General features: G+C 68.9%; 31 protein-coding genes. 8 read left to right on the top strand and 23 right to left on the bottom strand.

Annotated features, from left to right (window positions below; all coding sequences use genetic code 11):
• Positions 1 to 33: 33 nt before the first annotated feature.
• A complete protein-coding gene (locus ON34_RS07415; RefSeq protein WP_040775996.1) occupies positions 34 to 1,005 on the bottom strand; it encodes a hypothetical protein in 972 nt (323 codons plus the stop codon).
• 103 nt (positions 1,006 to 1,108) lie between these two features.
• On the opposite strand from ON34_RS07415, the gene ON34_RS07410 reads away from it, so the two are divergent.
• Positions 1,109 to 1,726 (top strand): TetR/AcrR family transcriptional regulator, encoded by a 618-nt coding sequence (locus ON34_RS07410; protein WP_040775995.1) that lies wholly within the window; start codon positions 1,109 to 1,111, stop codon positions 1,724 to 1,726.
• Positions 1,727 to 1,735: 9 nt separating this feature from the next.
• Here the strand turns inward: ON34_RS07410 and ON34_RS07405 are convergent, their stop codons facing one another.
• Positions 1,736 to 2,146: a YbjN domain-containing protein gene (locus ON34_RS07405; RefSeq protein ID WP_040776487.1), complete on the bottom strand. Its 411-nt coding sequence runs from the start codon at positions 2,144 to 2,146 to the stop codon at positions 1,736 to 1,738.
• A 14-nt stretch (positions 2,147 to 2,160) separates the two neighbouring features.
• Complete coding sequence (locus ON34_RS07400; protein ID WP_040775994.1) at positions 2,161 to 2,979, bottom strand: isoprenyl transferase; 819 nt, start codon at positions 2,977 to 2,979, stop codon at positions 2,161 to 2,163.
• Between the two features lie 122 nt (positions 2,980 to 3,101).
• Between ON34_RS07400 and ON34_RS07395 the strand changes: the two genes are divergently transcribed.
• Positions 3,102 to 3,482 (top strand): Aca2/YdiL-like domain-containing protein, encoded by a 381-nt coding sequence (locus ON34_RS07395; RefSeq protein ID WP_051022238.1) that lies wholly within the window; start codon positions 3,102 to 3,104, stop codon positions 3,480 to 3,482.
• Between the two features lie 246 nt (positions 3,483 to 3,728).
• On the opposite strand, the gene recO is transcribed toward ON34_RS07395, so the two are convergent.
• From recO to ON34_RS07380, 3 genes are all read right to left on the bottom strand, one after another.
• Positions 3,729 to 4,508 (bottom strand): DNA repair protein RecO, encoded by a 780-nt coding sequence (gene recO, locus ON34_RS07390; RefSeq protein ID WP_040775993.1) that lies wholly within the window; start codon positions 4,506 to 4,508, stop codon positions 3,729 to 3,731.
• A 473-nt stretch (positions 4,509 to 4,981) separates the two neighbouring features.
• Positions 4,982 to 5,587, bottom strand: a complete 606-nt coding sequence (locus tag ON34_RS07385) for a TetR/AcrR family transcriptional regulator (protein WP_040775992.1) — start codon at positions 5,585 to 5,587, stop codon at positions 4,982 to 4,984.
• Positions 5,574 to 6,440, bottom strand: coding sequence for an alpha/beta fold hydrolase (locus tag ON34_RS07380; RefSeq protein WP_040775990.1), 867 nt, complete (start codon positions 6,438 to 6,440; stop codon positions 5,574 to 5,576). Before ON34_RS07380 ends, ON34_RS07385 begins: the two co-directional genes overlap by 14 nt.
• A gap of 150 nt (positions 6,441 to 6,590) precedes the next feature.
• Between ON34_RS07380 and ON34_RS07375 the strand changes: the two genes are divergently transcribed.
• Positions 6,591 to 8,021 (top strand): amidase, encoded by a 1,431-nt coding sequence (locus ON34_RS07375; RefSeq protein ID WP_040775989.1) that lies wholly within the window; start codon positions 6,591 to 6,593, stop codon positions 8,019 to 8,021.
• A 288-nt stretch (positions 8,022 to 8,309) separates the two neighbouring features.
• Here ON34_RS07375 and ON34_RS07370 read toward each other — a convergent pair whose 3' ends face one another.
• The 3 genes from ON34_RS07370 to ON34_RS07360 form a co-directional block, all read right to left on the bottom strand.
• A complete protein-coding gene (locus ON34_RS07370; protein WP_218003856.1) occupies positions 8,310 to 8,705 on the bottom strand; it encodes a hypothetical protein in 396 nt (131 codons plus the stop codon).
• Positions 8,706 to 8,851: 146 nt separating this feature from the next.
• Entirely contained in the window at positions 8,852 to 9,124 is a 273-nt protein-coding gene (locus ON34_RS07365) for a hypothetical protein (protein WP_040775988.1), read from the bottom strand.
• 4 nt (positions 9,125 to 9,128) lie between these two features.
• Entirely contained in the window at positions 9,129 to 9,440 is a 312-nt protein-coding gene (locus ON34_RS07360) for a hypothetical protein (protein WP_051022237.1), read from the bottom strand.
• Positions 9,441 to 9,477: 37 nt separating this feature from the next.
• Between ON34_RS07360 and ON34_RS07355 the strand changes: the two genes are divergently transcribed.
• The gene (locus ON34_RS07355) at positions 9,478 to 9,774 is read left to right on the top strand and encodes a hypothetical protein (protein WP_051022236.1); all 297 of its coding nucleotides are present in this window, start codon (positions 9,478 to 9,480) and stop codon (positions 9,772 to 9,774) included.
• 18 nt (positions 9,775 to 9,792) lie between these two features.
• Here the strand turns inward: ON34_RS07355 and era are convergent, their stop codons facing one another.
• From era to ON34_RS07325, 6 genes are all read right to left on the bottom strand, one after another.
• A complete protein-coding gene (era, locus tag ON34_RS07350; protein WP_040775987.1) occupies positions 9,793 to 10,713 on the bottom strand; it encodes a GTPase Era in 921 nt (306 codons plus the stop codon).
• The gene (locus ON34_RS07345; RefSeq protein WP_040775986.1) at positions 10,706 to 11,092 is read right to left on the bottom strand and encodes a cytidine deaminase-like protein; all 387 of its coding nucleotides are present in this window, start codon (positions 11,090 to 11,092) and stop codon (positions 10,706 to 10,708) included. The genes era and ON34_RS07345 overlap by 8 nt, the downstream gene beginning before the upstream one ends.
• Positions 11,089 to 12,453 carry a hemolysin family protein gene (locus ON34_RS07340; protein ID WP_040775984.1) on the bottom strand — a complete coding sequence of 455 codons (1,365 nt, stop codon included), beginning with the start codon at positions 12,451 to 12,453 and terminating at the stop codon, positions 11,089 to 11,091. Before ON34_RS07340 ends, ON34_RS07345 begins: the two co-directional genes overlap by 4 nt.
• A complete protein-coding gene (gene ybeY, locus ON34_RS07335) occupies positions 12,450 to 13,004 on the bottom strand; it encodes an rRNA maturation RNase YbeY (RefSeq protein WP_040775983.1) in 555 nt (184 codons plus the stop codon). The genes ON34_RS07340 and ybeY overlap by 4 nt, the downstream gene beginning before the upstream one ends.
• Before the next feature lie 61 nt (positions 13,005 to 13,065).
• Positions 13,066 to 14,157, bottom strand: a complete 1,092-nt coding sequence (locus tag ON34_RS07330) for a PhoH family protein (RefSeq protein ID WP_051022235.1) — start codon at positions 14,155 to 14,157, stop codon at positions 13,066 to 13,068.
• A 121-nt stretch (positions 14,158 to 14,278) separates the two neighbouring features.
• Positions 14,279 to 15,181, bottom strand: a complete 903-nt coding sequence (locus ON34_RS07325) for a LysR family transcriptional regulator (protein ID WP_040775982.1) — start codon at positions 15,179 to 15,181, stop codon at positions 14,279 to 14,281.
• A gap of 99 nt (positions 15,182 to 15,280) precedes the next feature.
• On the opposite strand from ON34_RS07325, the gene ON34_RS07320 reads away from it, so the two are divergent.
• A complete protein-coding gene (locus ON34_RS07320) occupies positions 15,281 to 16,519 on the top strand; it encodes an MFS transporter (protein WP_040775981.1) in 1,239 nt (412 codons plus the stop codon).
• A gap of 263 nt (positions 16,520 to 16,782) precedes the next feature.
• On the opposite strand, the gene ON34_RS07315 is transcribed toward ON34_RS07320, so the two are convergent.
• The 5 genes from ON34_RS07315 to ON34_RS07295 all read right to left on the bottom strand — a co-directional run bounded on the left by ON34_RS07315 (position 16,783) and on the right by ON34_RS07295 (position 21,830).
• Complete coding sequence (locus ON34_RS07315; RefSeq protein WP_040775980.1) at positions 16,783 to 17,523, bottom strand: 16S rRNA (uracil(1498)-N(3))-methyltransferase; 741 nt, start codon at positions 17,521 to 17,523, stop codon at positions 16,783 to 16,785.
• Entirely contained in the window at positions 17,524 to 18,678 is a 1,155-nt protein-coding gene (gene dnaJ / locus ON34_RS07310; RefSeq protein ID WP_040775978.1) for a molecular chaperone DnaJ, read from the bottom strand.
• A gap of 151 nt (positions 18,679 to 18,829) precedes the next feature.
• Positions 18,830 to 19,861 carry a heat-inducible transcriptional repressor HrcA gene (gene hrcA, locus ON34_RS07305; RefSeq protein WP_040776471.1) on the bottom strand — a complete coding sequence of 344 codons (1,032 nt, stop codon included), beginning with the start codon at positions 19,859 to 19,861 and terminating at the stop codon, positions 18,830 to 18,832.
• A gap of 298 nt (positions 19,862 to 20,159) precedes the next feature.
• A complete protein-coding gene (locus tag ON34_RS07300; RefSeq protein WP_040775976.1) occupies positions 20,160 to 20,981 on the bottom strand; it encodes an alpha/beta fold hydrolase in 822 nt (273 codons plus the stop codon).
• A 33-nt stretch (positions 20,982 to 21,014) separates the two neighbouring features.
• The gene (locus ON34_RS07295) at positions 21,015 to 21,830 is read right to left on the bottom strand and encodes an alpha/beta hydrolase (RefSeq protein ID WP_040775974.1); all 816 of its coding nucleotides are present in this window, start codon (positions 21,828 to 21,830) and stop codon (positions 21,015 to 21,017) included.
• A gap of 174 nt (positions 21,831 to 22,004) precedes the next feature.
• Between ON34_RS07295 and ON34_RS33385 the strand changes: the two genes are divergently transcribed.
• Positions 22,005 to 22,817: a cupin domain-containing protein gene (locus ON34_RS33385; protein ID WP_218003855.1), complete on the top strand. Its 813-nt coding sequence runs from the start codon at positions 22,005 to 22,007 to the stop codon at positions 22,815 to 22,817.
• On the top strand, positions 22,718 to 22,966 hold the full coding sequence (locus tag ON34_RS38480) for a helix-turn-helix transcriptional regulator (protein WP_083889196.1): 249 nt from the start codon (positions 22,718 to 22,720) through the stop codon (positions 22,964 to 22,966). The genes ON34_RS33385 and ON34_RS38480 overlap by 100 nt, the downstream gene beginning before the upstream one ends.
• A 4-nt stretch (positions 22,967 to 22,970) precedes the next feature.
• Here ON34_RS38480 and ON34_RS07280 read toward each other — a convergent pair whose 3' ends face one another.
• The 3 genes from ON34_RS07280 to ON34_RS07270 form a co-directional block, all read right to left on the bottom strand.
• Positions 22,971 to 23,186: a hypothetical protein gene (locus tag ON34_RS07280; RefSeq protein WP_040775971.1), complete on the bottom strand. Its 216-nt coding sequence runs from the start codon at positions 23,184 to 23,186 to the stop codon at positions 22,971 to 22,973.
• Positions 23,187 to 23,692: 506 nt separating this feature from the next.
• On the bottom strand, positions 23,693 to 24,853 hold the full coding sequence (gene hemW, locus ON34_RS07275) for a radical SAM family heme chaperone HemW (protein ID WP_051022278.1): 1,161 nt from the start codon (positions 24,851 to 24,853) through the stop codon (positions 23,693 to 23,695).
• Between the two features lie 270 nt (positions 24,854 to 25,123).
• Entirely contained in the window at positions 25,124 to 25,531 is a 408-nt protein-coding gene (locus tag ON34_RS07270) for an SgcJ/EcaC family oxidoreductase (protein ID WP_040775967.1), read from the bottom strand.
• 213 nt (positions 25,532 to 25,744) lie between these two features.
• On the opposite strand from ON34_RS07270, the gene ON34_RS38475 reads away from it, so the two are divergent.
• On the top strand, positions 25,745 to 25,837 hold the full coding sequence (locus ON34_RS38475) for an Ms4527A family Cys-rich leader peptide (RefSeq protein WP_357721293.1): 93 nt from the start codon (positions 25,745 to 25,747) through the stop codon (positions 25,835 to 25,837).
• Positions 25,838 to 26,077 lie beyond the last annotated feature (240 nt).

The raw sequence follows: 26,077 nt of genomic DNA, 5'->3' as shown, positions 1-26,077 counted from the left end.
AGGACGGCCCTCCATTGTCTCGGGTAGGCGAATTCAGCTCACCAGCACGGGATTCCGTGCCGATTCCCGCGTCTCGGCGGAACGACCACGCAGCGCGCCGACGCCGAGCAGCGCGAGCGCGACCGCGCCCCAGACCAGCAGGACCAGGAGCGGACCAGCGGCGGCCGCGCCGTCGAAGAAGGCGACCGAGCGCAGCAGCGAGGCGGCCGCACCCGGCGGCAGCAGCTGGCCGATCGCGCCCCACGGCTGCGGCAGCAGCTCCGGCGCCGACGTGGCCGCGGAGAACGGGTTGCCGATCAGCAACATGGTGAGTGCGGCGATGCCGATACCCGCGCGTCCGACCACGGTGGCGAGCCCGACCACCGAACCCGCGACCGCGAAGGAGACCAGACCGGCCACCGCGGCGAGCACCGGATACGACCCCGGCACCAGCGACATCCAGCCCTGGATGATCGCCATGCTCAGCAACCCGCCCGCGAGACCGAAGGTGACCAGCCCGATCACCCTGCCGCCGACCGCCGGGATGAGCAGCGCGAGCAGCACACCCGCCGCGATGCCGGACATCACCAGCGGCAGCACCATCGCACCGAACGCGGTGCCGCGCGGGTCGTCCGAGTCGGCGGGCACCACGTCTTCCACCCGGGCCGCGGGCGCGCCGGAGAGTTGCTGCCCGATCTGGGTCAGCTGCTGCGCGACGGCGGGACTCGCGCCCGAGGCGATCAGCACGCGTGGCGGGCCGTCGCCGGTGACGATCGCCCCGTAGACCTCCCGGTCCGCGATGGCGGCGCGGGCGGCCGCCTCGTCCGCGGCGGTGGTGATCTCGAAGGCGTCCGGACTGCGCTCGGCCAGCTTGCCTGCGACCATCCCGGCTTGCGGGCCGGTGACGGCCAGCGGCAGGTCGCGCGGCGCGATATTCGCGGCGGGCCAGGCGAACGCGATCAGCATCAACGCCTGGAGCAGGGCGGCGCCGAGGCCGAGAGCGAACGCCCGCTGCATGGTATTCATGACCAACTCCCATAAATCGAATGCTCGTTCTTTTTAGCTGCCACCACCGTCGCACGCAGTGCGCGAAGTTGTCAAGAACGGATATTCGTTTTATTTTGGTAACATGCCCCGAGTCAGCGAAGAACACCTGGAACGCCGCAGACGGCAGATTCTGGATGCCGCACGGAAGTGCTTCGCCCGCAAGGGATTCCACGAAACCTCCATGCAGGACGTGTTCACGGAGTCGGGCCTGTCGGCCGGTGCCGTCTACCGCTACTTCAAGAGCAAGGACGAGCTGGTCACCGCACTGGCGGCACAGACGACGGTGTCACTGCGCATGACGATGGAACAGACGATCAGCCGCGACCCGCTCCCCACGCCCGCCGAACTGATCACAACGATCGCCGAGGAGGTCGTGCGCCGCAGCGGTCCCGACGGGCCGGTGCGGCTGGCGCCGCAGGCTTGGGCGCTGGCCCTGGTGAACCCGGTGGCGGGCGTCATGGTCCGCGAAACGATGGTCGCGATGCGGGCGATGTGGGTCACCTACGCGGAGCGCATGTGCGCGCAGGGCTGGCTACCGGAAGACGCCGACGTCGATGCCGTGGCGAAGGCGCTCATCGGGCTGCTGCCCGGGTTCATCCTCCAGCATCTCGTCCTCGGCGACTTGGACCCCGAGACGCTGGCACGCGGCGTGCGGACGCTGCTCCCCTACGGCCGAACCGCCACCACAGCGGGCGACTGAGCGCGGGACTCAGGGCAGCAGTCCCTGCCTGGCGCGGCTCGCGTTGGACAGCACGAGCAGCAGCATCGTGGTCAGCGCCTGGTCGTCCAGGCCCGCGGCGGGGAAGGTGTAGCGCAGGATGACGTCGGCGAGCTTGCCGTGGCCGATCACGGTGAGCGAGCCGAACTGCAGCGCGTTGTTGCGCTCGGCGACGCGCTTGTGCAGCTGCGGCTTCAGTGGACGGTCCCAGGCCAGCACGCAGGTCAAGGTCAGCACGTCCAGGCCGGGCGCGAGATTCACCGCGCGCAGCGAACACAGCGCGCCCTCGTACTCATATCCGAGCGACCCTTCGGGGTCCACCCGCACATCGATGCCATACCGCGACAGGCACGCTCCGGCGCGTGCCTGCAGCTCCTGGTCGGGGGTCACCGCCGCGTCCATGTCCGCCTCGCCGTTCACTTGGTGCCGCCGAAACGGCGGTCTCGCGACGCGTACTCGACGCAGGCCTCCCAGAGATTGCGCCGATCGAAATCCGGGAACAGCGTGTGCTGGTAGACGTATTCGGCGTACGCCGACTGCCAGATGAGGAAGTTGGAGCTGCGGAACTCGCCCGACGGGCGCAGGAACAGATCGACGTCCGGCATGTCGGGCTCATCCAGGTACTTCGCCAGCGTGGCCTCGGTGACCTTCTCCGGATCGATCTCGCCCGCCGCCACCCGGCGCGCGATCTCCCTTGCCGCATCGGCGATTTCGGCGCGGCCGCCGTAGTTGACGCACATGGTGAGGGTCATCACCGTATTGTTCTTGGTGAGCTGCTCGGCGATCTCCAATTCCTTGATCACGCTGCGCCACAGGCGCGGCCTGCGACCGGCCCAGCGCACGCGCACGCCCATCTCGTTCATCTCGTCGCGGCGGCGGCGGATCACGTCGCGGTTGAAGCCCATGAGGAAGCGCACCTCCTCGGGGCTGCGCCGCCAGTTCTCGGTGGAGAAGGCGTAGGCCGACAGCCACTTCACACCGATCTCGATGCAGCCCTCCACGGTGTCCATCAGCACCGCCTCGCCACGCTCGTGCCCCGCGGTGCGCGGCAACCCGCGCTCTTGCGCCCAGCGGCCATTGCCGTCCATCACCAGCGCGACGTGATTGGGCACCAATTCCGGCGGCAGCTGCGGCGGCCGAGCTCCGGACGGATGCGGCGCGGGCGGGCGGACGGCGCCTGCGATGTTCGGCTCGGTCGCGGTAGCGGAGTCTCGGCGGAGGATCACGGCCTCCATCCTGCCTGATCGCCGCCGCCGACCCTACTGCCGCGTTGCTTCCTGACGAATTCCCCGGTTCGCACCGGCAGCGGTGATTTATTCTTGTCCTGATCGTGATACTGGGGAGGGGTTTCTCGAACGTGACCGATTTACCAGGCACCGGGACCGCGGCCGGTTTCCGGGCCACTCGCGAATTACTCGGCCTTCCGGTCCCCTGGTGCGCGCGGTTCTTCGCGGTCGCCGAGCGCACCGTCGAGCGGTGGGAGAAGGGGGCGTTCCAGATCCCCGACGTCGTGGCCCGCGAACTCGCCGCCATCGCGGAGGAGACCGAGCAGGTGATCGAGGCCATGGTCGAAGCCATCGACACCGGGGAGATCTCGCCCCGCCTGCACACCTACCGGACCAACGACGACTACAGCAAGCACGAGCCCGACACGCGCTTCCCGGCCACCTGGCACCGCGCGGTGTGCGCCCGGGTCATGATCGAGCTGCCCCAGGTAGAGCTGCAATTCGTGGAATAGGCGGCTGCCTCGCCTTCGCTCGGCCCGGCGCGGGCTGACGACGGACTCCATCCGGCAGCGCTCTCCACTGCGGCTGCCTCAGCCTCCGCTCGGCCCAGCGCGGAACTGACGACGGACTCCATCCGGCAGCGCTCTCCACTGCGGCTGCCTCAGCCTCCGCTCGGCCCAGCGCGGAACCGACGACGGACTCCATCCGGCAGCGCTCTCCACTGCGGCTGCCTCAGCCTCCGCTCGGCTACGGCTGCCTCAGCCGCGGCCCAGCGCGGCTACGGACGGGCTCCGTCCTGCCGCGTCTTTGGACCGCTCGACCAGCGGCAACGTGCGAAGCTGACGCTCCAGATGCCATTGCAAATGCGCCGCGACCAGCCCGCTGGCCTGTTTGCGCACCGCTTCGGGCACCGTCTCGACGTACTCCCACTCCCCCCGCAGCAGCGCGACCAGATGGTCGAGTACGCCGGGAGCGGGTGTCGCCGCGCCCGGTGGACGGCAGTGCACGCATACCGCGCCACCAGCCGCGACGTGGAACGCCCGATGCGGGCCCGGGGTCGCGCATTTCGCGCACTCGTCCAGCGCGGGGGCCCAACCCGCGAAACCCATGGCGCGCAACAGGAATGCGTCCAGGATCAGTTCATGCGGCCGCTGTTTGGCCGCGATCGCGCGCAGAGCGCTCGCGGTGAGCGCGTGCAGCCGGGGCGCGGGGGCGCGCTCCTCGCCCGCCAGTCGTTCGGCGGTTTCCAGCACGGCGCACGCGGTGGTGTAGCGCCCGTAGTCGTCGATGATGTCGGCGGCGAACGACTCCATCGTGGTCACCTGGGTGACGGTGTCGAGCGTACGGCCCGGATGCAACTGCACGTCGATATAGGAGAACGGCTCCAACCGGGCCCCGAACCGCGACTTGGTGCGCCGCACCCCCTTGGCTACCGCCCGCACCAGGCCGTGCTGGCGGGTGAGCAGCGTGACGATGCGATCCGCCTCGCCCAGCTTGTGCTGGCGCACCACTACCGCCTCGTCCCGATACAAACGCACAGGGTCATCTTTCCACGGGCGACCGTCCGCCACGATCAGACAGGCTGGCCGTCCGGCTGCCGACATCGTCGTCGGCCATGGAAGCGCGTGCTCGGGGGCAGGAGTGGCGGCGCGCGGTACCGATGCCTTCTCCGGGCAGACGGACGGTGCGCGGCAGAGAGCCGACGTAAGCGAGTTCATTGCGCTCGGATGTCTACGCCGCTGTCTCCGAGCATGGCATCGACCAGTCCCGCGACACGGTCCGGTGCGGGCGCGGTCTTGATCATCGAGCTGAGGCGCTGAGCCTGCATGGCGGTGACGGCATCGGCGGCACTCGGGCGCTCCGGCGTACTCGTAACCGCCGCATTCGCCGCATTTGCGCAAGGCAGCACCGACAGCGGGTCTCATAGTCGTCATCGTCGCGCCGATACGGTCTCGGTGCCAAGTGAATTGATCTTGCCGCTGGGTTCGGTGACGGTTGTGGGTCTTTCGCTTCAGCCGCCGGTGCGAATGAGCCCGGAGATCAGCAGCAGCACCGATTGCTGGGTCTGTGCGCGGGCGGTGTCGGGATCGTCGGCGTGGGCGACGATCAAGGCCGCCTCGCTGATCACGCTGACGACGAGCTGGGCCAGCACGGGGATCGGGGCGTCGGCGATCAACCCGGCATCGCGGGCGCGCTCGAGTTGGGCGGTGATCAGGCCGAGGCCGTGGGCCGATTCGAATTCGCGCCAAGCCTGCCAGCCGAGCACGGCGGGGGCGTCGGTGAGCGCGATCCGCAACATCGCGGGCCGCTGGCAGATCTCCAGGAAGAGACCGAGGCCCACTGTCATCCCGGCCATCACATCGCCGGAATCGACTGCGGCGATCGCATTTTCGATCTCCCTGGTCGTCTCGACCTCGATCTGCTCCAGCACCGCGAGGAAAAGGCCGCGCTTATCGCCGTAATGGTGGTGCAGCGCGCCGCGGGTGACGCCCGCCTCGGTCACCAGCTCTTCGGCCGAGGTTCCCGCGAAGCCGCGCTCGGTGAACAGCCGGCGTCCGGCCTGTTCGAGCGCGGCTCTGGTGGTGCGCGAGCGGTCTTCCTGGCTACGGCGTGGCATGCAGCCGAGTGAACTCCAGAATCGATTCGGCGAGCAACTCGGGCTGGTCCTCCGGCAGGAAGGTGTAGGAGTCGTCGATGAGCTTCAGCGTCGCGTTCGGCAGGTCGCGGGCCAGGCGTTCGGCGTACGACACCGGGAACAGGCGATCCTCGCGCGCCCAGGCCAGCAGCACGGGAATGTCGACGTCGGCGAAGTGCCGCGCGGCTTCGAGGGTGTACCGGCGATGCGCGGATGTCAGGAAGCGGCGCAGGTCTTTCCGGATCGCGGCCGACTTGCGGCTGGGCAGCAGATAGGAGTCGGCGATCTCCGGCGGCACCGGCCGCTTGGTGACCCAGCCGAAGGCGACCGGCAGGCGATGCAGTGCCCGGATGCGCATCACCTCGGTCAGCAGGCGGATCGACCCGGGGATCTTCGCCAGCAGCGGAAGCGTCGTGAACGGCTGCGGCAAGAAGCCCTCGTAGCTGTCCACCGAGGCGAGCACGACGCGGCCGATCCGGGAGCGGTCGCGGGTCAGCAACACCTGGGTGATCGCTCCGCCGGTGTCATTGGCGACCACCGTGACATCGGTGAGGTCCAGGCGCTCCAGGAACGCGGCGATCAGGTCGGCGACGCCCACCGGGGTCAACTCCGCGTCGGGGACCGGAATCTCGTGCGAGCCGAGTGGCCAGTCCGGCGTGAGGCAGCGGTATCCGGCGGCGGCGATCACGGGGACCACCTTGCGCCACAGATCGGCGTTGACGAGCAGGCCGTGCACGAAGACGACCGGAGCGCCCTCCCCGGTCTCGTGGTAGCGGATGCGGCCACCGGGCAGGTCCACCTCGTGGATGCGGCCTAGTGCAGTGCTGGTTGCCATGGGTCCTCCCAGTTGTCTCGGTCCCGGCAACTTTTACATACATACGGTATGTATGTCTATCCTACCCAGGGTGGATTTCGGGGCATTGATATGGACGCTTGACCAGAGCGGCGTTTACGGTTACCCGAAACACGACGAGACGGAGCTCAGATGACGGTGTCCGATCCGACCCGCCTCCCGCCCGATACGCGGCAGCTGGGGCTGGCCGAACTGGCTGCCGCGATCGCGAGCGGTGCGATCACCTCCACCGCGGCGGTCAGCGGCACACTGGACCGGATCGAGGCGGCGCAACCCACGCTCAACGCGTTCCGCGTCGTGCGCCGCGAACGGGCGCTGGCCGAGGCCGCCGAGGCCGATCGGCGGCTGGCCGCCGGGGAACGGCTGCCGCTGCTGGGCGTGCCCATCGCGGTGAAGGACGACACCGACATCGCGGGCGAGCCGACCGCCTTCGGCTGCGGCGGCGAGTTCGCGCCGAAAACCGAAGACGCCGAATCGGTTCGGCGTCTGCGCGCGGCGGGCGCGGTGATCGTCGGCAAGACCAATACCTGCGAACTCGGCCAGTGGCCGTTCACCAGCGCCGCGTCCTTCGGCCACACCCGCAATCCTTGGGACCGCACGCGGACGCCCGGCGGGTCATCCGGCGGGTCGGCGGCGGCCGTCGCGGCCGGATTGGTCCCTGCCGCATTGGGTTCCGACGGGGCGGGCTCGATCCGTATTCCGTCCGCCTGGACAAACCTGGTCGGCATCAAGCCGCAGCGTGGGCGGATCTCCACCTGGCCGGAAGGCGAACTGTTCTACGGGCTCACCGTCAACGGTCCGCTGGCGCGCACCGTCGCGGACGCGGCGCTGCTGCTGGACTCGGCCGCCGGTCCGCACCCCGGCGACCTGCACACGCCGTCTCCGATCACCGCCTCGGACGCCGTCGGCCGCGACCCCGGACGATTGCGCATCGCCCTGTCGCTGCGAATTCCGTTCACCGCGACCAAGACCGCCCTCGACCCCGAGGTCGAGCAAGCGGTCCGGAGCACCGCCGACACCCTGCGCAAGCTCGGCCACACGGTGACCGTGGCCGACCTGCACTACGGCATCATGATCGGCGCCTCGTTCCTGCCGCGTTCACTGGCGGGCATCCGGCGGGTGTACAACCGGATGCCCGGCCTCGAAGTCGACCCGCGCACCACGGCCAACGCCCGGATCGGCCGAGCGCTCGAGGGACCAGCCCTCTACGCGGCCCGCCAACTGGAACCTTTGCTGCACAAGCGAATCGGCCACTTCTTCCGCGACCACGACGTGGTCCTCGCCCCCACCACCGCCACTCCCCCACCCCGCGCCGAGCAAATCGACGGCATCGGCATCACCGCCACCAACAACCTGATCACCGCCACCTGCCCCTACACCTGGCCTTGGAACGTCCTCGGCTGGCCGAGCGTCAACGTCCCCGCGGGCTTCACCAACTCCGGCCTCCCGGTCGGGGCCCAACTGATGGGCACCGCGAACTCCGAACCCCTCCTGATCTCGCTGGCCGCCCAACTCGAATCCGAACTGAACTGGCAACACCACCGCCCCACGCCCTGGTGGTGAGCTAGGCGGGGACCCACACGGATCCGCTTGTGCCAAGATCGCCGGTGCCCTATCGTCCCGACCGACCGTGGATGCCGAAGGCCGATCGTCACCTGGTAGACGTTCACATCCTGCTCATGCGCGACAACAAGCCACTGCTGGCCCAGCGCCGGGGGATATGTTCGGAGACCGGTGGCATCTACCATCAGGCAAACTGGACGCGGACGAACCGATTACGCTGCATGCCCTATATGCCGATGAGCGCGTGCGGTCCGGAACCGGTTGACCGCGTGTTGCGGAGCGCAGCGGTCACCACGCTGGCCGCGGGTCACGCTCCTCTATCGGGGTCTGCGCGATCGGGCCGTAGTCGCGGTCGGTCCGCAGCAGGATGCCGGGATCGGGCGGGTACTCGTCGGTCGGCGGAGCCGGTGGATAGTATCGCTGGGTACGGGGGAGTTCGATCTCGACCAACTTGCCGTCGTGGAGCATCCACAGGCCGAAGCAGTCGTCTTCCTCGTCGTGGATCAATACCTGGACGCTCCCCGGGAACGGCCACGGCAGCGACTCGAGATGCGCGAAAAGCCCTGTCCGTGTCCGCATGCGCTCGAACTCGGTGGCCCACCCGAAGCCGAAAGACCTGCCCCACTGGCTTTCGATCGGCACGAACCGGCCTCGCCAACTGCGGCTCTCATCGTCACGGGTCAACGGCTCCATAACCTCGTCTGCTTCCAGAGCCAGCACAATAACTTCCGCGAATCTACTCACAACATTGGAGCAGACCATGAAGCGATCAGATGCGACAACACAATTCGATCGTGGCTCAGTCTCCCAGTGGTACACCATGGAGGGATCTACTCGCGTTTTCCCGCAGCCGTGTGCCACTCGTCAGCGTTGCGGGTAGTTCGCCCGCGATCGCAGGGCTCGAGGTACAGGCGTTCGCATGGCAGGCGCGGCAGTTCTGCCGAGTCGCCGGGAATCACGGTCGCCGCGTCTGGGTGGTGGTAGGAGCGCCAGTCTTGCATGAAGCGCGACGCGGCGGTCGTGCAGGCTGCGAAATCCACACGAACATTGGGCGACAGGTGAACGTCGTCTTCTTCGGGGCGCGGCGATGGCTGCGGGTCCATGGCGTCACCGCCTGCGCTGCGGTTGGCAAGCTCGGACGGATTCGATGACTGCCATGCCGGACAGGCGGAAGGCGTCGAGTGGTGGTAATACCCAGACTCGGAATCCCGCCTGTCGGGCGCCGGGCGATGGCAGCGCGATTTGCGCGCCGAAGCGCGATACCGAAACGTTGAGCCGGAACAGCTCGGCGAACAGCCTGTTCTCGTCCGGCACGGTGAGGAATGTCCATCGTTTCGAGCGCGGGGCTGTAACCGCCGGTATGGACAAGTCCGCGAAGGTAGTCGAAAGGCGGCTGGCCACGGCGTGTCGCACCGCCATTCGACTAACCTCGCCGCGTCACCGAACTCGCATACCAGTGAACCTGTCGGCGGGCGGACGTGCAGCGGATCAGCGAGGCCGCCGCGCCATCGCCGATGCCTGGGGCCGCGACCACGTGCCCGAGCGCGGCGACCGCTTCCGGCCCCATCTGTCGCTCGCCTACTCCACAGGCGTGGCATCGATAACCGGCCTTCGTGACCTGCTCAGACGAAATGAGCTGAGCAGCATACAGGTTGTGCAGCCAGTGACGGCGATATCGCTCATTGCGCTGAACCGGGACAACCATCGATACGAATGGCGCGAGATCACCAAGGTGCCGCTGGGCACGCTGTGATTCGGAAGCTGGATCGGGTCAGAAACCGAGTTTGCCCAACTGCTTGGGATCGCGTTGCCAGTCCTTTGCCACCTTCACGTGCAGATTCAGGTAGATGCGGGTGCCGAGGATGTGTTCGATCTGCTTGCGGGCGTTGGTGCCGACTTCCTTCAGGCGGCTGCCCCCCTTGCCGATGACGATGGCTTTCTGGCTGGGGCGTTCGACGTAGAGCAGGGCGTGGACGTCGAGCATGTCCTCGCGGTCCTCGTAGGGCAGGACCTCCTCGATGACGACGGCCAGCGAGTGCGGCAGTTCGTCGCGGACGCCCTCGAGTGCGGCCTCGCGGATCAGCTCGGCCATCAAGGTTTCCTCGGGTTCGTCGGTGAGCTCGCCGTCGGGGTAGAAGGCCGGGCCCTCCGGCATCTTCGAGGCGATGACGTCGACCAGGACCTCGACCTGCTCGCCCTTGACCGCCGACACCGGCACCACGTCGGCGTCCGGGCCGAGCAACTGGGAGACGGCGAGCAGCTGCTGGGCGACCTGGTCGCGGCTGACCTTGTCGATCTTGGTGACGACGCCGAGCAGCGTGGTCTTCGGCGCCATCTGCTTGACCTGCTGCACGATCCAGCGGTCGCCGGGGCCGATCTTCTCGTCGGCCGGGATGCACAGCGCGATCACGTCGACTTCCGAATACGTATCGCGCACCAGGTCGTTGAGGCGCTGACCGAGCAGGGTGCGCGGGCGGTGCAGGCCAGGGGTGTCGACCAGGATCAACTGGGCGTGCTCGCGGTGCACGATGCCGCGAATGGTGTGCCTGGTGGTCTGCGGACGCGAGGAGGTGATCGCGATCTTCGCGCCGACCAGTGCGTTGGTCAGCGTCGACTTGCCGGTGTTCGGGCGGCCGACGAAACAGACGAATCCGGAACGGAAGTCCTCGGAGTCCTTCGACCGCTCAGCCACCGTGCACCTCACCCGAGTCGGCGGTTACCGCGTCGGCGGCGTCGGCCGAATCGTCGACGATCTCGAACACCGCGCCCTCGCGGTCGGTGAAGATGATCCGCGCCTCCGCGGACACCTCACGCACCGCCGTGACGCCGTAGTCGGACAACCGCCCGCCGACCACCGCGGCCGCCTCGAATCCCTCGGCGCCGCTGGAGAGCGCGGCGGCCACCGCGGCTTGCAGCGCCGTCAGCCGCAGCGCAGTCAGGTTCACTTCGCCCGCGGCGTAGGTGCGTCCGTCCGTGTCGCGGATGGCCGCGCCACTCGCCCCGCCGGTGCGGCCGAGCGCGCCGCGGGCCAGCACGACCAGTTTGTTGTCCTCGGCGTCCAGTTCGGTCATTCGGTGTCTCCGTCCTCGTCGCGATCGGCCGGGATCTCCCGCTCCGATCCATTCGCCTTGCGCTTGCCATTGGGATTGTCCCCGTTGGGTTTGCCGACCGGGACCTTCTCGCGCGCTTTGCCGACCACCACGGTGTTCACCCGCATCCGTCCTCGCGCGTCCTGGCCGCCTTCGCCGCGCAGGACCAGCCCGTGCACCTCCACCTTCGAACCGGGCAGCGGCACCCGTCCGAGTTCGTGGGCCATCAGGCCGCCGACGGTGTCGACGTCCTCTTCCTCGATCTCCAGCCCGTACAGCTCGCCGAGGTCCTCCACCGACAGCCGGGCCGATACCCGGTAGCGCCCGTCGCCGAGGTCTTCGATGGGCGGGGTCTCGTCGGTGTCGTACTCGTCGGCGATCTCACCGACGATCTCCTCGAGCACGTCCTCGATGGTCACCAATCCCGCGATGCCGCCGTACTCGTCCACGAGCAACGCCATGTGGTTGCGCCTGCGCTGCATCTCGTCGAGCAGGCTGTCCAGCGGTTTGGAGTCGGGCATGAACACCGCCGACCGCATGACCTGACGCACCCGCACCTTGCGGCTGCGATCCGCATACGGCACAAGGTCTTTCAGGTAGACCACGCCGAGGATGTCGTCGACGTTCTCGCCGATCACCGGGATGCGCGAGTGCCCGGAGCGCACCGCGAGCGACATCGCCTGCGCCGCAGTCTTGTCCGCCTCGATCCAGACCATCTCGGTGCGCGGCACCATCACCGCACGCGCGGGGGTGTCGCCGAGTTCGAACACCGACTGGATCATCCTGCGTTCGTCGTCGGCCACCACGCCGCGCTCACCGGCCATCTCGACCACTTCCCGCAGCTCGATCTCGGAGGCGAAGGGGCCGTTGCGGAAACCTTTACCGGGCGTGATGGCGTTGCCGAGCAGAATCAGCAACCTGCTGAGCGGGCCGAGCAGCGCGCCGATGAACTGCAGCGGCAGCGCCGCGGCCAGCGCGATGGAGTACGCGTGCTGACGTCCCAGCGTGCGCGGACCGACTCCGATCACCACATAGGACACCAGGACCATCACCACCGCGGTGACCAGCAGCGCCCAGTTCTGCGCCCAGACCGCGATCAGCCCCGCCGCCAGCAGCACCGTGGCGCCGATCTCGCACAGAATCCGCAGCAGTACCATGAGATTCACATAGCGCGCCCGGTCGGCGACGATGCGGCTCAGCCGCACCGCACCCGGCCGGTCGGCACGGACCAGGTCGTCGACGCGGGCGGGCGAGATGGTGTTCAGCGCGGAATCGACACCGGCGAAGACCCCGCCCACCGAGATGAGCAGGACCGCCAGCAGGACGAGGGTCAGGGAATTCACGCGTGATCCAGGGAATCACCCGGTGTGGTGAAGCCCGCCTTACCCAGCAACCGCGCGTCGCGTTCGGCGAGCTCGGCCCGCCGCCGCGCTTCCCGCAGGCTCTCGTACCACTCCTCGAGCAGCCGGGCCTGCAACGCGAACATCTCCTTCTCCTCCTCCGGCTCGGCATGGTCGTAGCCGAGCAGGTGGAGCACGCCGTGCACGGTGAGCAGCGCCAGTTCGTGGTCCAGCGAGTGCCCCGCCTTGCGCGCCTGGCCTGCGGCGAACTCGGGGCACAGCACGATGTCGCCCAGCATGGACGGGCCTGGCTCGGGGCTGTCGGGCCGTCCGCCCGGCTCGAGTTCGTCCATCGGGAAGGACATGACGTCGGTGGGGCCGGGCAGGTCCATCCAGCGCATGTGCAGGTCGGCCATGGTGTCGAGATCGACGAGCACCATCGACAGCTCCGCGGCCGGGTGCACGTCCATCCGGGCGATCACGAACCGCGCGACGCTGACCAGCTCTTCTTCGGGTACGTCGATACCCGACTCGTTGGCGATCTCGATGCTCACCCGAATAGCCTACGATCCCGCCGATCGCGTGGGCGGAGCGGAGCCCTGCCCGGCGGACGCGTTATCGGCGCTCCGACCGGCTGGCGGCGCGCCGCTGCGCCCGGTTGCCGCCGTAATGCGGCGCGACCGGCGGACGTGCCTCGGCCTCGGCCCGGTCGTAGGCGTCGACGATGTCCGAAACCAACCGGTGGCGGACCACGTCGCTGCTGGTGAGCTCGGCGAAGTGGATGTCCTCGATTTCGGTGAGGATCTCGCTGGCCGCGCGCAGACCCGATCGCGCGCCGGTGGGCAGGTCGACCTGGGTGACGTCACCGGTGACCACGATCTTCGAGCCGAACCCGAGCCGGGTGAGGAACATCTTCATCTGCTCGGCGGTGGTGTTCTGCGCCTCGTCGAGGATGATGAACGAGTCGTTGAGCGTCCGGCCGCGCATGTACGCCAGCGGCGCGACCTCGATGACACCGGCCGCCATCAGCTTCGGAATGGCCTCCGGATCCATCATGTCGTGCAGCGCGTCGTAGAGCGGGCGCAGGTACGGGTCGATCTTCTCGTTCAGCGTGCCGGGCAGGAAGCCGAGCCGCTCCCCCGCCTCGACCGCGGGCCTGGTGAGGATGATCCGGTTTACCAGCTTGGATTGCAGCGCCTGGACCGCCTTGGCCATCGCCAGATAGGTCTTGCCGGTACCGGCGGGACCGATGCCGAACACGATGGTGTTGGCGTCGATCGCGTCGACGTAGCGCTTCTGGTTGAGCGTCTTGGGCCGGATGGTCCTGCCGCGCCGGGACAGGATGTCCAGGCTGAGCACCTCCGCGGGGGACTCGCTGGTGCCCTCGGTGAGCATCGACACGGTGTGCCGCACCGCCTCGGGAGTCACCACCCGATTGCGGCCGGTGAGCGCGACCAGCTGCTCGATGACACGCTCGGCGAGCGCGACGTCGGCCGCCTTGCCGGTGAGGGTCACGGAATTGCCTCGGACGTGGATGTCCGCGTCGAGCAGGGATTCGAGTTCACGCAGGTTCTGGTCGGCGGAACCGAGGAAGGGGAACACGGATTCGGGAGCGAGTTCGATACTCGAACGCACGGTGCGCGCTGCGGGACCCGAACCGTTGTCGCCGGCGCCGATGCCTGCCGCTGGGGTGATCGGGTCGCCCATCTCGCCTTGTGCTCTCAAAAGTGGCTATAGCCTGCTTTCCGGTCTCGACTGCTGTGTTGAGAAAAGTTTAACGCGCCCCACCGACACCGCCCAGTGAATAAGCTGCTGACAGGGCCGGTGGTCACGGGATTCCGCCTCGCCGCCGGGCCCAATCCTCGGTGAAATCACGAAAGCGCCGCACCGCGTCCGACGGCGTGGCGGCCGCGAGCCATACCATCCCGACCGCGCGCGCGGCGCCCGCGTCGGCGAGCGGCACCGTCACCGGGCCGGACAGCGGCCCCGCCGACAGCCGGTCTTCCCGCGGCAGGATCGCCAGCCCCAATCCGGCCGAGACCAGCCCGGCCACGGTGACCAGATCGCTCGACTCGTACGCGATCCGCGGCCGGATATCCGCCGCGGCGCACAGCTCGTCGAAGATGCGCCGCATCCCGAACCCAGGGTGCATCGTGATGAACTCCGCGTCGGCCACCTCCGCCAGCCGGACCTGCCGCCGTCCGGCGAGACGATGCTCCGGCGGCAGCGCGAGGACCAACGGCTGCCGCAGCACCGCCCGCCAGCCGACGCCCGCGACGGCCGGACGAGGCGAGACGATGCCCAGATCCGCCGCGCCCTCGAGCACCCGCTCGGTCACCGTTTCGGCCGCGCCCTGCCACAGGGTGATCGTGATCCGGCCGGAGACCCGCCGGAACTCGCTGATCAGCTGCGGCACCAGCGAGGCGCCGAAGGAATGCTGGAAGGACAGCCGGACGACGCCCTTGGCCGGGTTCACGCGATCGGCGACGGCCTGTTTCGCGGCGTCCAGCTCGGACCGGGCGCGGCGCGCGTGTTCGTAATAGATGCGGCCGAACTCGTTGAGCGTGATGCGCTTCCCGTGCCGGTCGAACAGTTCGACGCCGACCCTGCGCTCCAACCGCGCCAGCATGCGCGACAAGGTCGGCTGCGCGATGTGCAGCCGCTCCGCCGCCGCGCCGACTCGTTCGAGTTCGGCGAGTGTCGTGAACCACTCCAGATCCTCGCCCAGCATTGTCCGGCCTCTCTATATGCGGATACTGAATCAACTTTCTCATCATTATTCATTTCCGCTCCGAAGCGCGACTGGTGATCCTGGACGGCAGGAGGAGCCATGACCACGACGCAGAGCACGGCGGCGACGGATGTCGCGCACGCACGCAGGATCACCACGGCACTGTTCGCCGCGGGTCTGACCACCTTCGCGTCCATGTACAGCGCTCAAGCCCTGCTGCCGAGCCTTTCGGCGGCGTTCGGCGCCACACCGGCGCGTGCGGCGCTCGCGGTGTCGCTCACCACCGGTTTCCTGGCGCTGGCGATCATCCCGGTGAGCGCGTTGTCCTCCCGCATCGGACGGACCAGGGTGATGATCGGCTCCGCCGTCGCGGCGGCGGCCATCGGACTACTGCTACCGCTGAGCCCGTCACTGGAGGTGCTGCTCACCGGCCGAGCGCTGCAGGGGATGGCGCTGGCGGGCGTGCCCGCGGTGGCGATGGCTTACCTGGCGGAGGAGGTCGGCGGCGAAGGGCTGGGCGCCGCGATGGGCATCTATGTAGCGGGCACCACGATCGGAGGGCTGGCCGGACGCTTGATTCCGGCGTTCACCCTGGACCTGGCGTCCTGGCGCTGGGCGCAGGCGGCGGTTTCGGTCGCCGCGGCGTGCTGCACGGTGTGGTTCGTGCGGTGGTTGCCGCCGTCCCGCGGATTCGTCCCCCGGCCCGCCGGAATCTCCACGGTATTGAGCGACCTCGCGAGTCTGCTGCGCCATCGGGGGCTGCTCGCGCTGTTCGGACTGGCATTCGTGCTCATGGGCGGGTTCGTCTCGATGTACAACTACCTCGGCTACCGGCTCACCACCGCCCCGTTCGGGCTGCCGGAAGCGCTGGCCGGAATGGTGTTCGTGCTGTACCTGGCCGGAACGGCGGCGTCGGCGGTGTCCGGGCGACTGGCTGATCGGGTCGGCAGGCACCGGGTACTAGCGGCGTCGCTGGGAGTGATGGCGGCCGGGCTCGCGGTCACGATCCCGGACCATCTCGGCATCGTGATCGTCGGCGTTTTGCTCTACACGGCGGGATTCTTCGGCGCGCACACCGCCGCCAGCGCGTGCGTCGGCGCGCTGGCCGAAGGCAACCGCGGTGCGGCGTCGTCGCTGTACCTGTTCGCGTATTACCTCGGCAGCGCGGTTATCGGCGGCGTGGCGGGCATCGCCTACGCCCGCGCCGGATGGCTCGGACTCACCATCGGCATCGGTTTCCTGTTGGTCATCGCGGCAATGCTGCTGTGCTCGTTGCTGGTTCATGCGCACCGATCGGCTCTCCGCTCCAAGACGAGCCACACCGATCGCGATTCGTGAGCACCGCCGATCAAGAGCTGACCGAACACCGGACAGCTGCGTCGCCGTAGCCGTTCGCCCGACCGACCCCCGGCTTCGATCGCCGCAAGAAGTCGACACCGCCCGCGCCGAGCGCTTCGCCCGAGCGATGCCGGTCGTGCACACAAGGCACTCGGCGGAGGCTGATCACACGGGCAAGCAGCGCAGGTACGCCTGAACGGGATGGCATCCGGGGCCGGACACGCGATCAGGCGGGGGGAAGGCCAGGCGGCTCGTCAGGGATGTCACCAGCGTGGGGTCAGAGCGCCCAGGGCGCCGAGGGCGACCGCGGCGGCAGTGGACGTGCGCAGAACCGTTGGGCCGAGCAAGGTTACGTCGGCGCCCGCCGCGGACAACGCGGTGAGCTCCGCATCGTCGAGCCCGCCTTCCGGACCGACCACGAGGATGATTTCGGCGGCGTCGGCGAAGGGCAGCTCGGTGAAGCGGGCGGCGCCGGATTCGTGCAGCGCCGCCACGATCGCGCCGTCCGCCTTCGCCTTCCGGACCAGCTCGAGCAGGTCCTTGGTGCGATGCAGATCGGCGACCTCGGGGATGTAGGCGCGGCGGGATTGGCGGGCGGCCGAGCGGGCCGCGGCGCGCCACTTGTCGACCGCCTTGCCCGCCTTCCCTTCCCAGTTGGCGACACACCGCGCCGCCTGCCACGGGATGACGGCGTCCGCGCCCGCTTCGGTCATCAGCTCTACCGCGAGCTCCGAACGGTCGGATTTGGGCAATGCCTGGACAACGGTCACCAACGGCGCCGGTCGGGCCGCCAGCACCCGGTTGCGCACCGTCAACTCGAGCCGTTCGCGTTGCGCCGCGACGACTTCCGACTCGGCGAGCACCCCTCGGCCGTCGGAGAGCGTGATCGGCTCGCCGACCCGGATGCGGCGCACGGTGGCGGCATGCCTGCCTTCCGGGCCGTCGAGCACCGCGATCGCGCCCGGCTCGGGCACCTCGTCGAGGTAGAAGACGGTCGCGGCCACCTAGCGCCCGCTGAACGACGCGCGCAGCCGCGCGAACAACCCGCTGTTGTGCTCCGACTGCGCCGACATCACCTCGGCGCGCTCACGATCGCGCATCCCCTTGAACTTGCGCAGCAACTCGGTCTGCTTGCCGTCCAGCTTGGCCGGGATCACGATGTCCAGGTGCGCGAGCAGATCACCGCGCGCGCCCGAACGCAGGCGGGGCATGCCGTGCCCGCGCAGCACGGAGATCTCCCCTGGCTGCGTGCCCGCCGGAATGGTCAGCTCGGTCGGCCCGTCCAGGATGGTGTCGATCACGACGGTGGTGCCCAGCGCCGCGTCGACCATCGGCACCCGGATGGTGCAGTGCAGGTCGTCACCGTCACGCACGAACACGTCGTGCGGCTGCTCCACGATCTCGACGTACAGGTCACCCGCGTGGCCGCCACCGGGACCGACCTCGCCCTGCGCGGCCAGCCGCACCCGCATGCCGTTGGCGACGCCCGCGGGAATCGGCGCGGCGATCTCCCTGCGCGCCCGCACCCGGCCGTCACCGCCGCACTTCTGGCAGGGATCCGGGATGGTCTCACCGGCGCCGCGGCAGGTCGGGCAGGGACGCGAGGTCAGCACCTGGCCGAGGAAGGAACGCTGCACGGACTGGACTTCGCCCGCGCCGCCACAGGTTTCACAGCGCACCGGCTTGGATTTGCCGTTCGTGCCCGAGCCCTGGCACAGGTCGCACAGGATCGCGGTGTCCACGGTCAGGTGCTTGGTCACGCCGACGGCGCACTCGGCCAGGCTCAGCCGGGTGCGGATCAGCGAGTCGGCGCCCGGCTGGACACGGCCGCGCGGCTTGCGCGTGCTGGTCGATCCGCTCATGCCGCCGAAGAACGCCTCGAACACGTCGCCGAGCCCACCGAAGCCGGCGCCGTTGAAGCCGGCGCCACCGGCAGCGGCGGATTCCAGCGGGTCACCGCCCATGTCGACGATGCGCCGCTTCTCCGGATCCGACAGCACCTCGTAGGCGGTCGACACTTCCTTGAACTTGGCCTGCGCCGCCTCGTCGGGGTTGACGTCGGGGTGGAGCTCACGCGCCAGCTTGCGGTATGCCCGCTTGAGTTCCTGGTCGGTCGCGTTCTTCGCGACGCCGAGCAGTCCGTAGTAGTCCCGTGCCACTTGAGTTCTCTAGTCCTTGGTCGTTTTCGACAGTGCCGCCGGTGCCCGCGCACACGTTCACCGCGCGCCGACAACAGCATTAGTCTTGTGCACTCAACTTTATCCGGCCGAAAGGTCGAGCGTAGCAGTGGCGTGGGTGGCCGGTGTCACGTCAGCGTTCGGCCAGTACCTCGCCGATATACCGGGCGACAGCCGCTACCGAGGCGATCGTCCCTGGGTAATCCATCCGGGTCGGTCCGAGGACGCCCATTCCGCCGAGCACCGCGCCCGCCGCGCCATAGCCGGTCGACACCACCGACGTGCCGCGCATCTGCTCGACCTGCGTCTCCTCGCCGATCCGCACGGTAACCCGCCCCGGCTGCTGGGCCGCGGCGAGCAGCTTGAGCACGATCACCTGCTCCTCCAGCGCCTCCAGCACCGCGCGCAGCGAGCCGGGGAAGCCGAAGTCGGCGGCATTGCGAGTGAGGTTGGCGGTGCCGCCGAGCACCAGGCGTTCCTCCGGATGCTCGACCAGCGTCTCCACCAGCACCGTGGACACCCGGATCAGCACGTCACGCAGGCGCACCGGCGCGTGCTCGGGCAGTTCCGCGACCGCCGCCGAGGCCGCGGCCAGCCGCTTGCCGTCCATCGCGCCGCCGAGCATGCCGCGCAGCGCGGCCAGATCCTCGTCGTCGATCACCGCGCCGAGGTCAACCAGGCGCTGGTCGACGCGGCCGGTGTCGGTGATCACCACCAGCAGCAGCCGTGCCGGATTGAGCGCGACCACCTCGATGTGCCGGACCGTGGACGCCGACACCGTCGGGTACTGCACGACCGCGACCTGCCTGGTCAGCTGGGCCAGCAATCGGACACCGCGGCGCAGCACGTCGTCGAGGTCGACACCGGATTCCAGGAACTCCAGGATCGCCCTTCGCTCGGCGGGCGACAGCGGCTTGACCTCGGAGATCCGGTCCACGAACTGCCGATAGCCCTTGTCGGTGGGGATGCGCCCAGAACTCGTGTGCGGTTGCGTGATGTACCCCTCGGCCTCGAGCACCGCCATGTCGTTGCGCACCGTCGCGCTGGAAACACCCAGGTTATGCCGCTCGACCAAGGTCTTCGACCCGATCGGCTCCTTGGTCGCGACATAGTCCGCGACGATCGCGCGCAGGACCTCGAAGCGCCGATCCTCGGTGCTCGACATCGGCCCCACCTCCTCGCTTTCGTCTCCGGTCGCGCCGTACCTACCGGCGCCCACCAGCCATTACAGGCGAATTCCCGGTTCGTCTGTTTATCCAGTCTAATTGCCGACCGCCGGATCGCTCGGCCTGTGACGGCTGCCCGTCGCCGGGCCGCCGACCGAGCGCATCCAGCTGAGCCGAATACAGACGAGCGGGACCTGACCGTGACAGATGGTCAAATCCCGCTCGGCGGGGGCGATCAGGGCGGGACGGCGGCTTCGGTCACCGCGGCGACGTCGCCGAATCGGGGGTTTCCGCAGCTCAGTTCTTCAAGAAGTCGAGCAGGTCGGCGTTGAATGCCTGTTCGTATGCTCCGCACAGGCCGTGCGGGGCGCCGGGATACACCTTCAGCTCGGCCTGCGGCAGCAGCTTCGCCGTCTCGGCCGCCGAGGCCGCGAACGGGACGATCTGGTCGTCGTCACCGTGGGCGACCAGGATCGGGATCTCGATGCTCGGCAGCTCCGCGGTGAAATCGGTCTCCGAGAACGCCTTGACGCAGTCCAGCGCGCCCTTGAGGCCGACCTGCATGCCCATCAGCCAGAAATGATCCCGGAGGCCTTGGGAGACAGTCGATCCCGGGCGATTTGCGCCGTAGAAGGGTGCGGAGAGGTCCTGATAGAACTGCGAGCGGTCGGCGGCGACGCCCGCGCGAATATCGTCGAAGACATCGATGGGCAGTCCCGCGGGGTTGGCGTCGGTCCGCAGCATCAGCGGGGGGACCGCGCCGACCAGCACGGCTTTCGCTACCCGGGAGCTACCGTGCCGCGACAGGTACCTGGTGACCTCGCCGCCGCCGGTGGAATGCCCGACCAGGACGGCGTCGGTCAGGTTCAGCTCGTTGAGCACGGCGGCGAGATCGTCGGCGTAGTGATCCATGTCGTGCCCGTCCCACACCTGGCTGGACCGGCCGTGACCGCGCCGATCGTGCGCGATGGCACGATAGCCTCTGCTCGCCACCAGATTCATCTGGTTGTCCCAGGCGTCGCCGTTCAGCGGCCAGCCGTGGCTGAACACCACGGGACGTCCCGAACCCCAGTCCTTGTAGGAGATCTCGACGCCATCGCTGGTTGTGATCGTCGGCATGGATGTTCCCTTCGATCTGGAATGGATGTCGGACTACGACTCGCCGGATACCGGCGGGAGGTGCTCGGCGAGGAACGCCACCGCGGTGTCGGCGACCTCGCGCCAGCCGTGATCGGCGGGCATGGAATGCCCCCGATCGGCGAAGACAACGAGCTCGGTCACCGCGGGATTGCGGCGCTGGATCCGGTAGGCCGAGCGCACGGTGGCCTCCGGAACGGTGCGGTCGAGGCCACCGGCGATCATCAGCAGCGGGCCCCGTTCGCTGCGGGTGTCCACCGCCGCCTCGCTGCGCGGCGCGAGATTGGCGGTTCCCGCCTGGAACAGCGGACGTGCCGGGGCGGGAATCGCATAGTCGGCGTACAGCTGGTCGGACTCCGCGCGGGACACGCCGTTGGCGAACGCGCGGTGGTAGCTCTCGGCCGTGTGCGCCCACGTCTTGGTGCGCAGCCACGGGCGGCCCAGGACCGGCAGCGCGTTGCGCAGCTGCACCGGCGGCAGCGTCAACACCCCTTTGAACTGCGCCGGCGCGATCGCCACGCATGCGCTGGCGAAGCCGGTCCCGAGCAGCTTCTGCGCGATCAGTCCGCCGAAGGAGTGCCCGATGACCACCGGCGGCATCGGCAGCGTGGCGATGAACTCCGCGTAGTGATCGGTGACCTCGGCGATGCCGCGATTGTTCAGCGCCGCGGGATCCTTCCTGGTGGCCTCGGGCGTGTCGCCGTCGCCGGGCCATCCCGGCGCCGATGCCCGGTATCCCAGGCTGTCGAACAGCTCGACCCACGGCGCCCAGCTACTGCTGTGCATCCACAGCCCATGAATGAATACCACCGGACGTGGTCGCGTCACCATGCCTCCTGCGGCGAACGGGAATCGACCCCTGTCGATCACCGTTCGACAGCGTAGGACGGGCGGCGGCCGGAAAAATGACTGTCCGTGCACGATCCTCGGCTCACAATGCACGGCCCGATCGGCCGAGCTCGTGCGAGGATTGCCGAGTCTGTCCCAATTGCGACGGAGGCTGTCATGACGGTCGTGTTCAATTCGGACACCATCGCGCCGCACGAGCGGGTGGACGCGGTGTCCGCGGCCATGCAGGAGGCGTCGGTACCGTCGCACGTCGTCCTGGACGGGCCCGAAGAGCGTGTGCACGCCACATTCGATGTCTGGCAGTTCGGGGAGGCGAGCGTCTTCCGTGCCCGCACCTCGGGAATCCAGCTCATCCGCACGCCGAAGCAGGTGCGCACGTCACCCGCGCCGGTACTGGCGGTGGCCGTGCAGCAGGCGGGTGACGGACGATACGAGCAGGGCGGCGTCCAACGGGTGGTGCGGCCCGGCGAACTCCACGTGATGGACCTGAACGCGCCTTACGACTTCAGCTGGCACGGCGACGGCGCGTCCACCTGCCTGCACGTGCCGCTCGATCAACTCGGCTTGCCCGCCGATCTGATCAGCCAGGCCGCGCCCCGAGTGCAGGACAGCCCGCACTATCGGCTGGTGGCCAGCCACATCGTGCAGCTGACCACCGACGCCGACGCGCTCAGCGCCGACCCGGCGGCCGCCCTGTCCGGCTGCGCCAGTATCGAATTGATCCGGGGCCTGCTGTTGTCGGCGGGCAGCGACGACAGCAACGCCGCCGTCATCCCGTCGGACATCCTGCTGTCGCGGATCCGGCCTACGTGCGGCGCAACCTGGCCGACCCCGACCTGGGCGCGGAACAGATCGCCAAGGCGCACAACATGTCGGTCCGGCAGTTGTACAAGATCTGCGCGAACGCGGAGTACAGCCTCGAGCAGTGGATCATCAGTCAGCGGCTGGAACAGGTGCGCGCCGATCTGACCAAGCCGGAGCACCGGCATCGGACGATCGCGATGATCGCTCGACGTTGGGGTTTTCGGGATCCGTCCCACTTCGCGCGGCGCTTTCGCGCCGCCTACGGACTCTCGCCGCGGGAATGGCGCAGGGTCGCGCCGGTGCGGGAGCCGTAGTGAGTCAGCCGCGATTCGCGGCTCTGACCTGCTTGCCCGCGAGGGCGTCCAGGCCGAGCATCGCCAGTAACGACTGGCAATCGGCGGCGTCCTCCGAGTAGCTGGCTACGGTGCGGGCGGCGACTGCGCACTGCCGCGCGTTCTCCGCTTTCTCGGCGGCCCGCGCTTCGGCGAACTCGCCCGGTTCATGGATAAGAGTGATGTGTCGTGCCGACGCCATGAGTCTCCTTGGGGTTGGTCGCAGCCTACGTGGCCGATCGCCGCCGCGGGTAGAAACCGGACGCGGAGTTCGCCGAATCCCCGAATCGCCGACCCGGGGTCGGACCGCGCCCGCATGGAGCACCAGCCCACGCCATATCGCTTGTGCGAGTTCCCAATGCGGACGCCTGACGTGGCCCGCTGCCCAGTTGCCCTCGGCGCAAAAGGAAGACGTCGTCGCGGACGGCCATCCGCCCGGTCGGCCTGCCGCCAGCCACCCGGCCGTCCGAAACCCGCTGCTCCCGTGGGTGTTCCGAGGTTCACCGCGATGATCGGCTCGCCGTGAGGTGGCCGGCCGCTGAATCGGCGATCGCCCAGTGATCAGCGTCACGAATAGCCTTGGACAAGGTCCTCTCTCGCCATGGGATGGCTGCGATGTTCCGGTCAGCACCGGCGTGTCGGATCGGGCGAACCCGGAATCAGTCGCGGACGGCGGGAGTAGGACGAAGTGCCGGACGCTGACGCTGTTCAGGCGAGCAAGTCGCGGACGACGCCGTCGGCGAGGAGGCGGCCTCGGTCGGTGAGCACGAGACGGTCGTCCGTGCGAACAGCGAGACCGTCGGCTATCACGCGGTCGACGGCGGGGGTAGCGTCAGGGGCCAGCTCGGCTAGGGGCAGGCCGGTACGCAGGCGAACCGCGAGCATGATCCGCTCGGTGTACCGCTCGTCGTCGGTGAGTGCTTCCGAGCCCGCCGCGGGCAAGCCGCCGTCGCCGACCCGATCGGCGTACCGTGCCGGGTGCTTCACGTTCCACCAGCGCACTCCCCCGACATGACTGTGCGCACCCGGCCCCGCGCCGAGCCAGTCGCCGCCATTCCAGTAGCCGATGTTGTGCCGGCAGATCGCGTCGGCGTTCGCCGCCCAGTTCGACACCTCGTACCACTCGAGTCCGGCCGCGCGCAGCCTCGTGTCGATGCGTTCGTAGCGCGCGGCGAGCACGTCGTCGTCGGGTGCGGGCAGTTCGCCGCGACGCACCCGCCGGGCCAGCGCGGTACCGTCCTCCACGATGAGCGAGTAGGCCGAGACGTGGTCGACACCCGCGCCGAGCACCGCGTCCAGACTGGCGTCGAGATCGGCGTCGCGCTCACCCGGCGTCCCGTAGATCAGGTCGAGATTGACGTGCTCGAATCCGGCGGCGCGCGCCTCCCGCGCGGCGGCCACCGCACGACCCGGGGTGTGCGTGCGGTCGAGCACCTTCAGCACGTGCGCCGCGGCGGACTGCATGCCCAGCGACACCCGGGTGAACCCGGCCGCGCGGATGCGCTCGAAGAATTCCGGTGACGTGGACTCGGGATTGGACTCCGTGGTGACCTCGGCGTCCGCGGCGAGGGTGAACTCGCCGCGGACGGCGTCCAATACCGCGGCCAGCCCGTCGCCGCCCAGCAGCGAGGGCGTGCCTCCGCCGACGAACACGGTGGACACCTCGGGTGTGGCGCTCGGCAATGCCGCGAATTCCCGCGCCGCGGTCGCCAGCTCTGCGCGCAACGCCTCCAACCACGACTGCGGCGACGCGGACGTGCCGAGCTCCCCCGCCGTGTAGGTGTTGAAGTCGCAGTATCCGCACCGTGTGGCGCAGAACGGCACGTGCACGTACACCCCGAACGGTCCCCCTCCGAAATCGCGCAGCAAGGGCGCGGAGGCGGTGGCGCTGCGGGGCGCGGTGGCGGAAGAACTCACTCATCCAGTGTGAACGTCGTAGCGTCGGCCCCGGCATCCGGGACACCGGTCGGCCGCGGGACAACACCTCGCCACGGGATCGGCACCTCCGGCGAGCCGGTGGCGCGAGGACAGCTTGTCCGGCTGCGACCGTTCGCGCCCTGTCGGCGCAGGTCGCCCGAGCCGCTCTGGCGGATCGACGGCCAGACCGCGCCGATCACATCGCGGTCCGGCGCGACCGGCTCAGTCCGTCACGACCGGGGTGTTCTGGTTGGCGGTGAGCAGCCAGCGACCGTCTTCCTTGGACATCACGTACATCGGGCTGCCTTCGCTGTCCAGGGCGCCATCGTTGGTGAAGTAGCGCTGGCGCACCTTGACAGCGGCGACGTCGGGCCGGATGAACAGGACGTGCTCGACCTCGTAGCTCGCCTTGCCGTGCGCGGTGGCGCCAGGCAGCACCTCGGCGGTGAACTCGGCGATGGCGGCGCGGCCGAAGAGCCGCTTGCCGTGCCCAGTGGTCCAGATGGCGTCTTCGCGGAACAGGGCGACGAACTCGTCGACGAGCTCGTTGTGCTGGGCGTGTTCGACGGCGGCGACCACCGCGCGAATGGCTTCGATCTCGGCGGCGGTGTCGACAGCTGTGGTACTCATGGCGCACAGCCTGCTACCTCGACCTGACTCGAGGTCAAGCGGCGTGCGTGGCGTCACAGCGAACGAACCGGACGTATCACGCGCCGCGCCGCGGCCGCGAACTATGACTGCCGTCACAAATGAGGTCGGGCGTCCAGGGGATTTCCCGCCATATCGCGGAAAATGCTGCCATGGGGGTCGGAAGGCCCTCGCTGACGTGGCACAATAGGCCGCATGCGCGCTTCGGGAGTACGACTGGTGGCACGTCGCCACGTCGATTACAAGCGCGTCTGCAGCGCCTGCTGTCTGCCCGGTTCCCTCCGGTAGCTCAGCGGCGCCCGATCCCGGTTCCCCGGCGATCCCCCGACTTCCTCGGCCCGCTGACACCGCAGGCGTGAGTCAGCCCCTCACGCCCTCAGCAGGATGTACCACCCACCCCGCAGGAGCGACCCCATGACGTCGAGCACCGACGCCGGTCCGACCGATCAGCCCACGCCCGAATCCCGGCCGGGGCATCACCCGCGCCCCGACCGCCCCGCCTCCGAACGCCGTGTCCGCCCGGACCGG

The organism is Nocardia pneumoniae NBRC 100136 (assembly GCF_000308755.1).
Taxonomy (GTDB): Bacteria; Actinomycetota; Actinomycetes; order Mycobacteriales; family Mycobacteriaceae; genus Nocardia; species Nocardia pneumoniae.
This window is presented reverse-complemented; position numbering and strand designations above follow the sequence as displayed.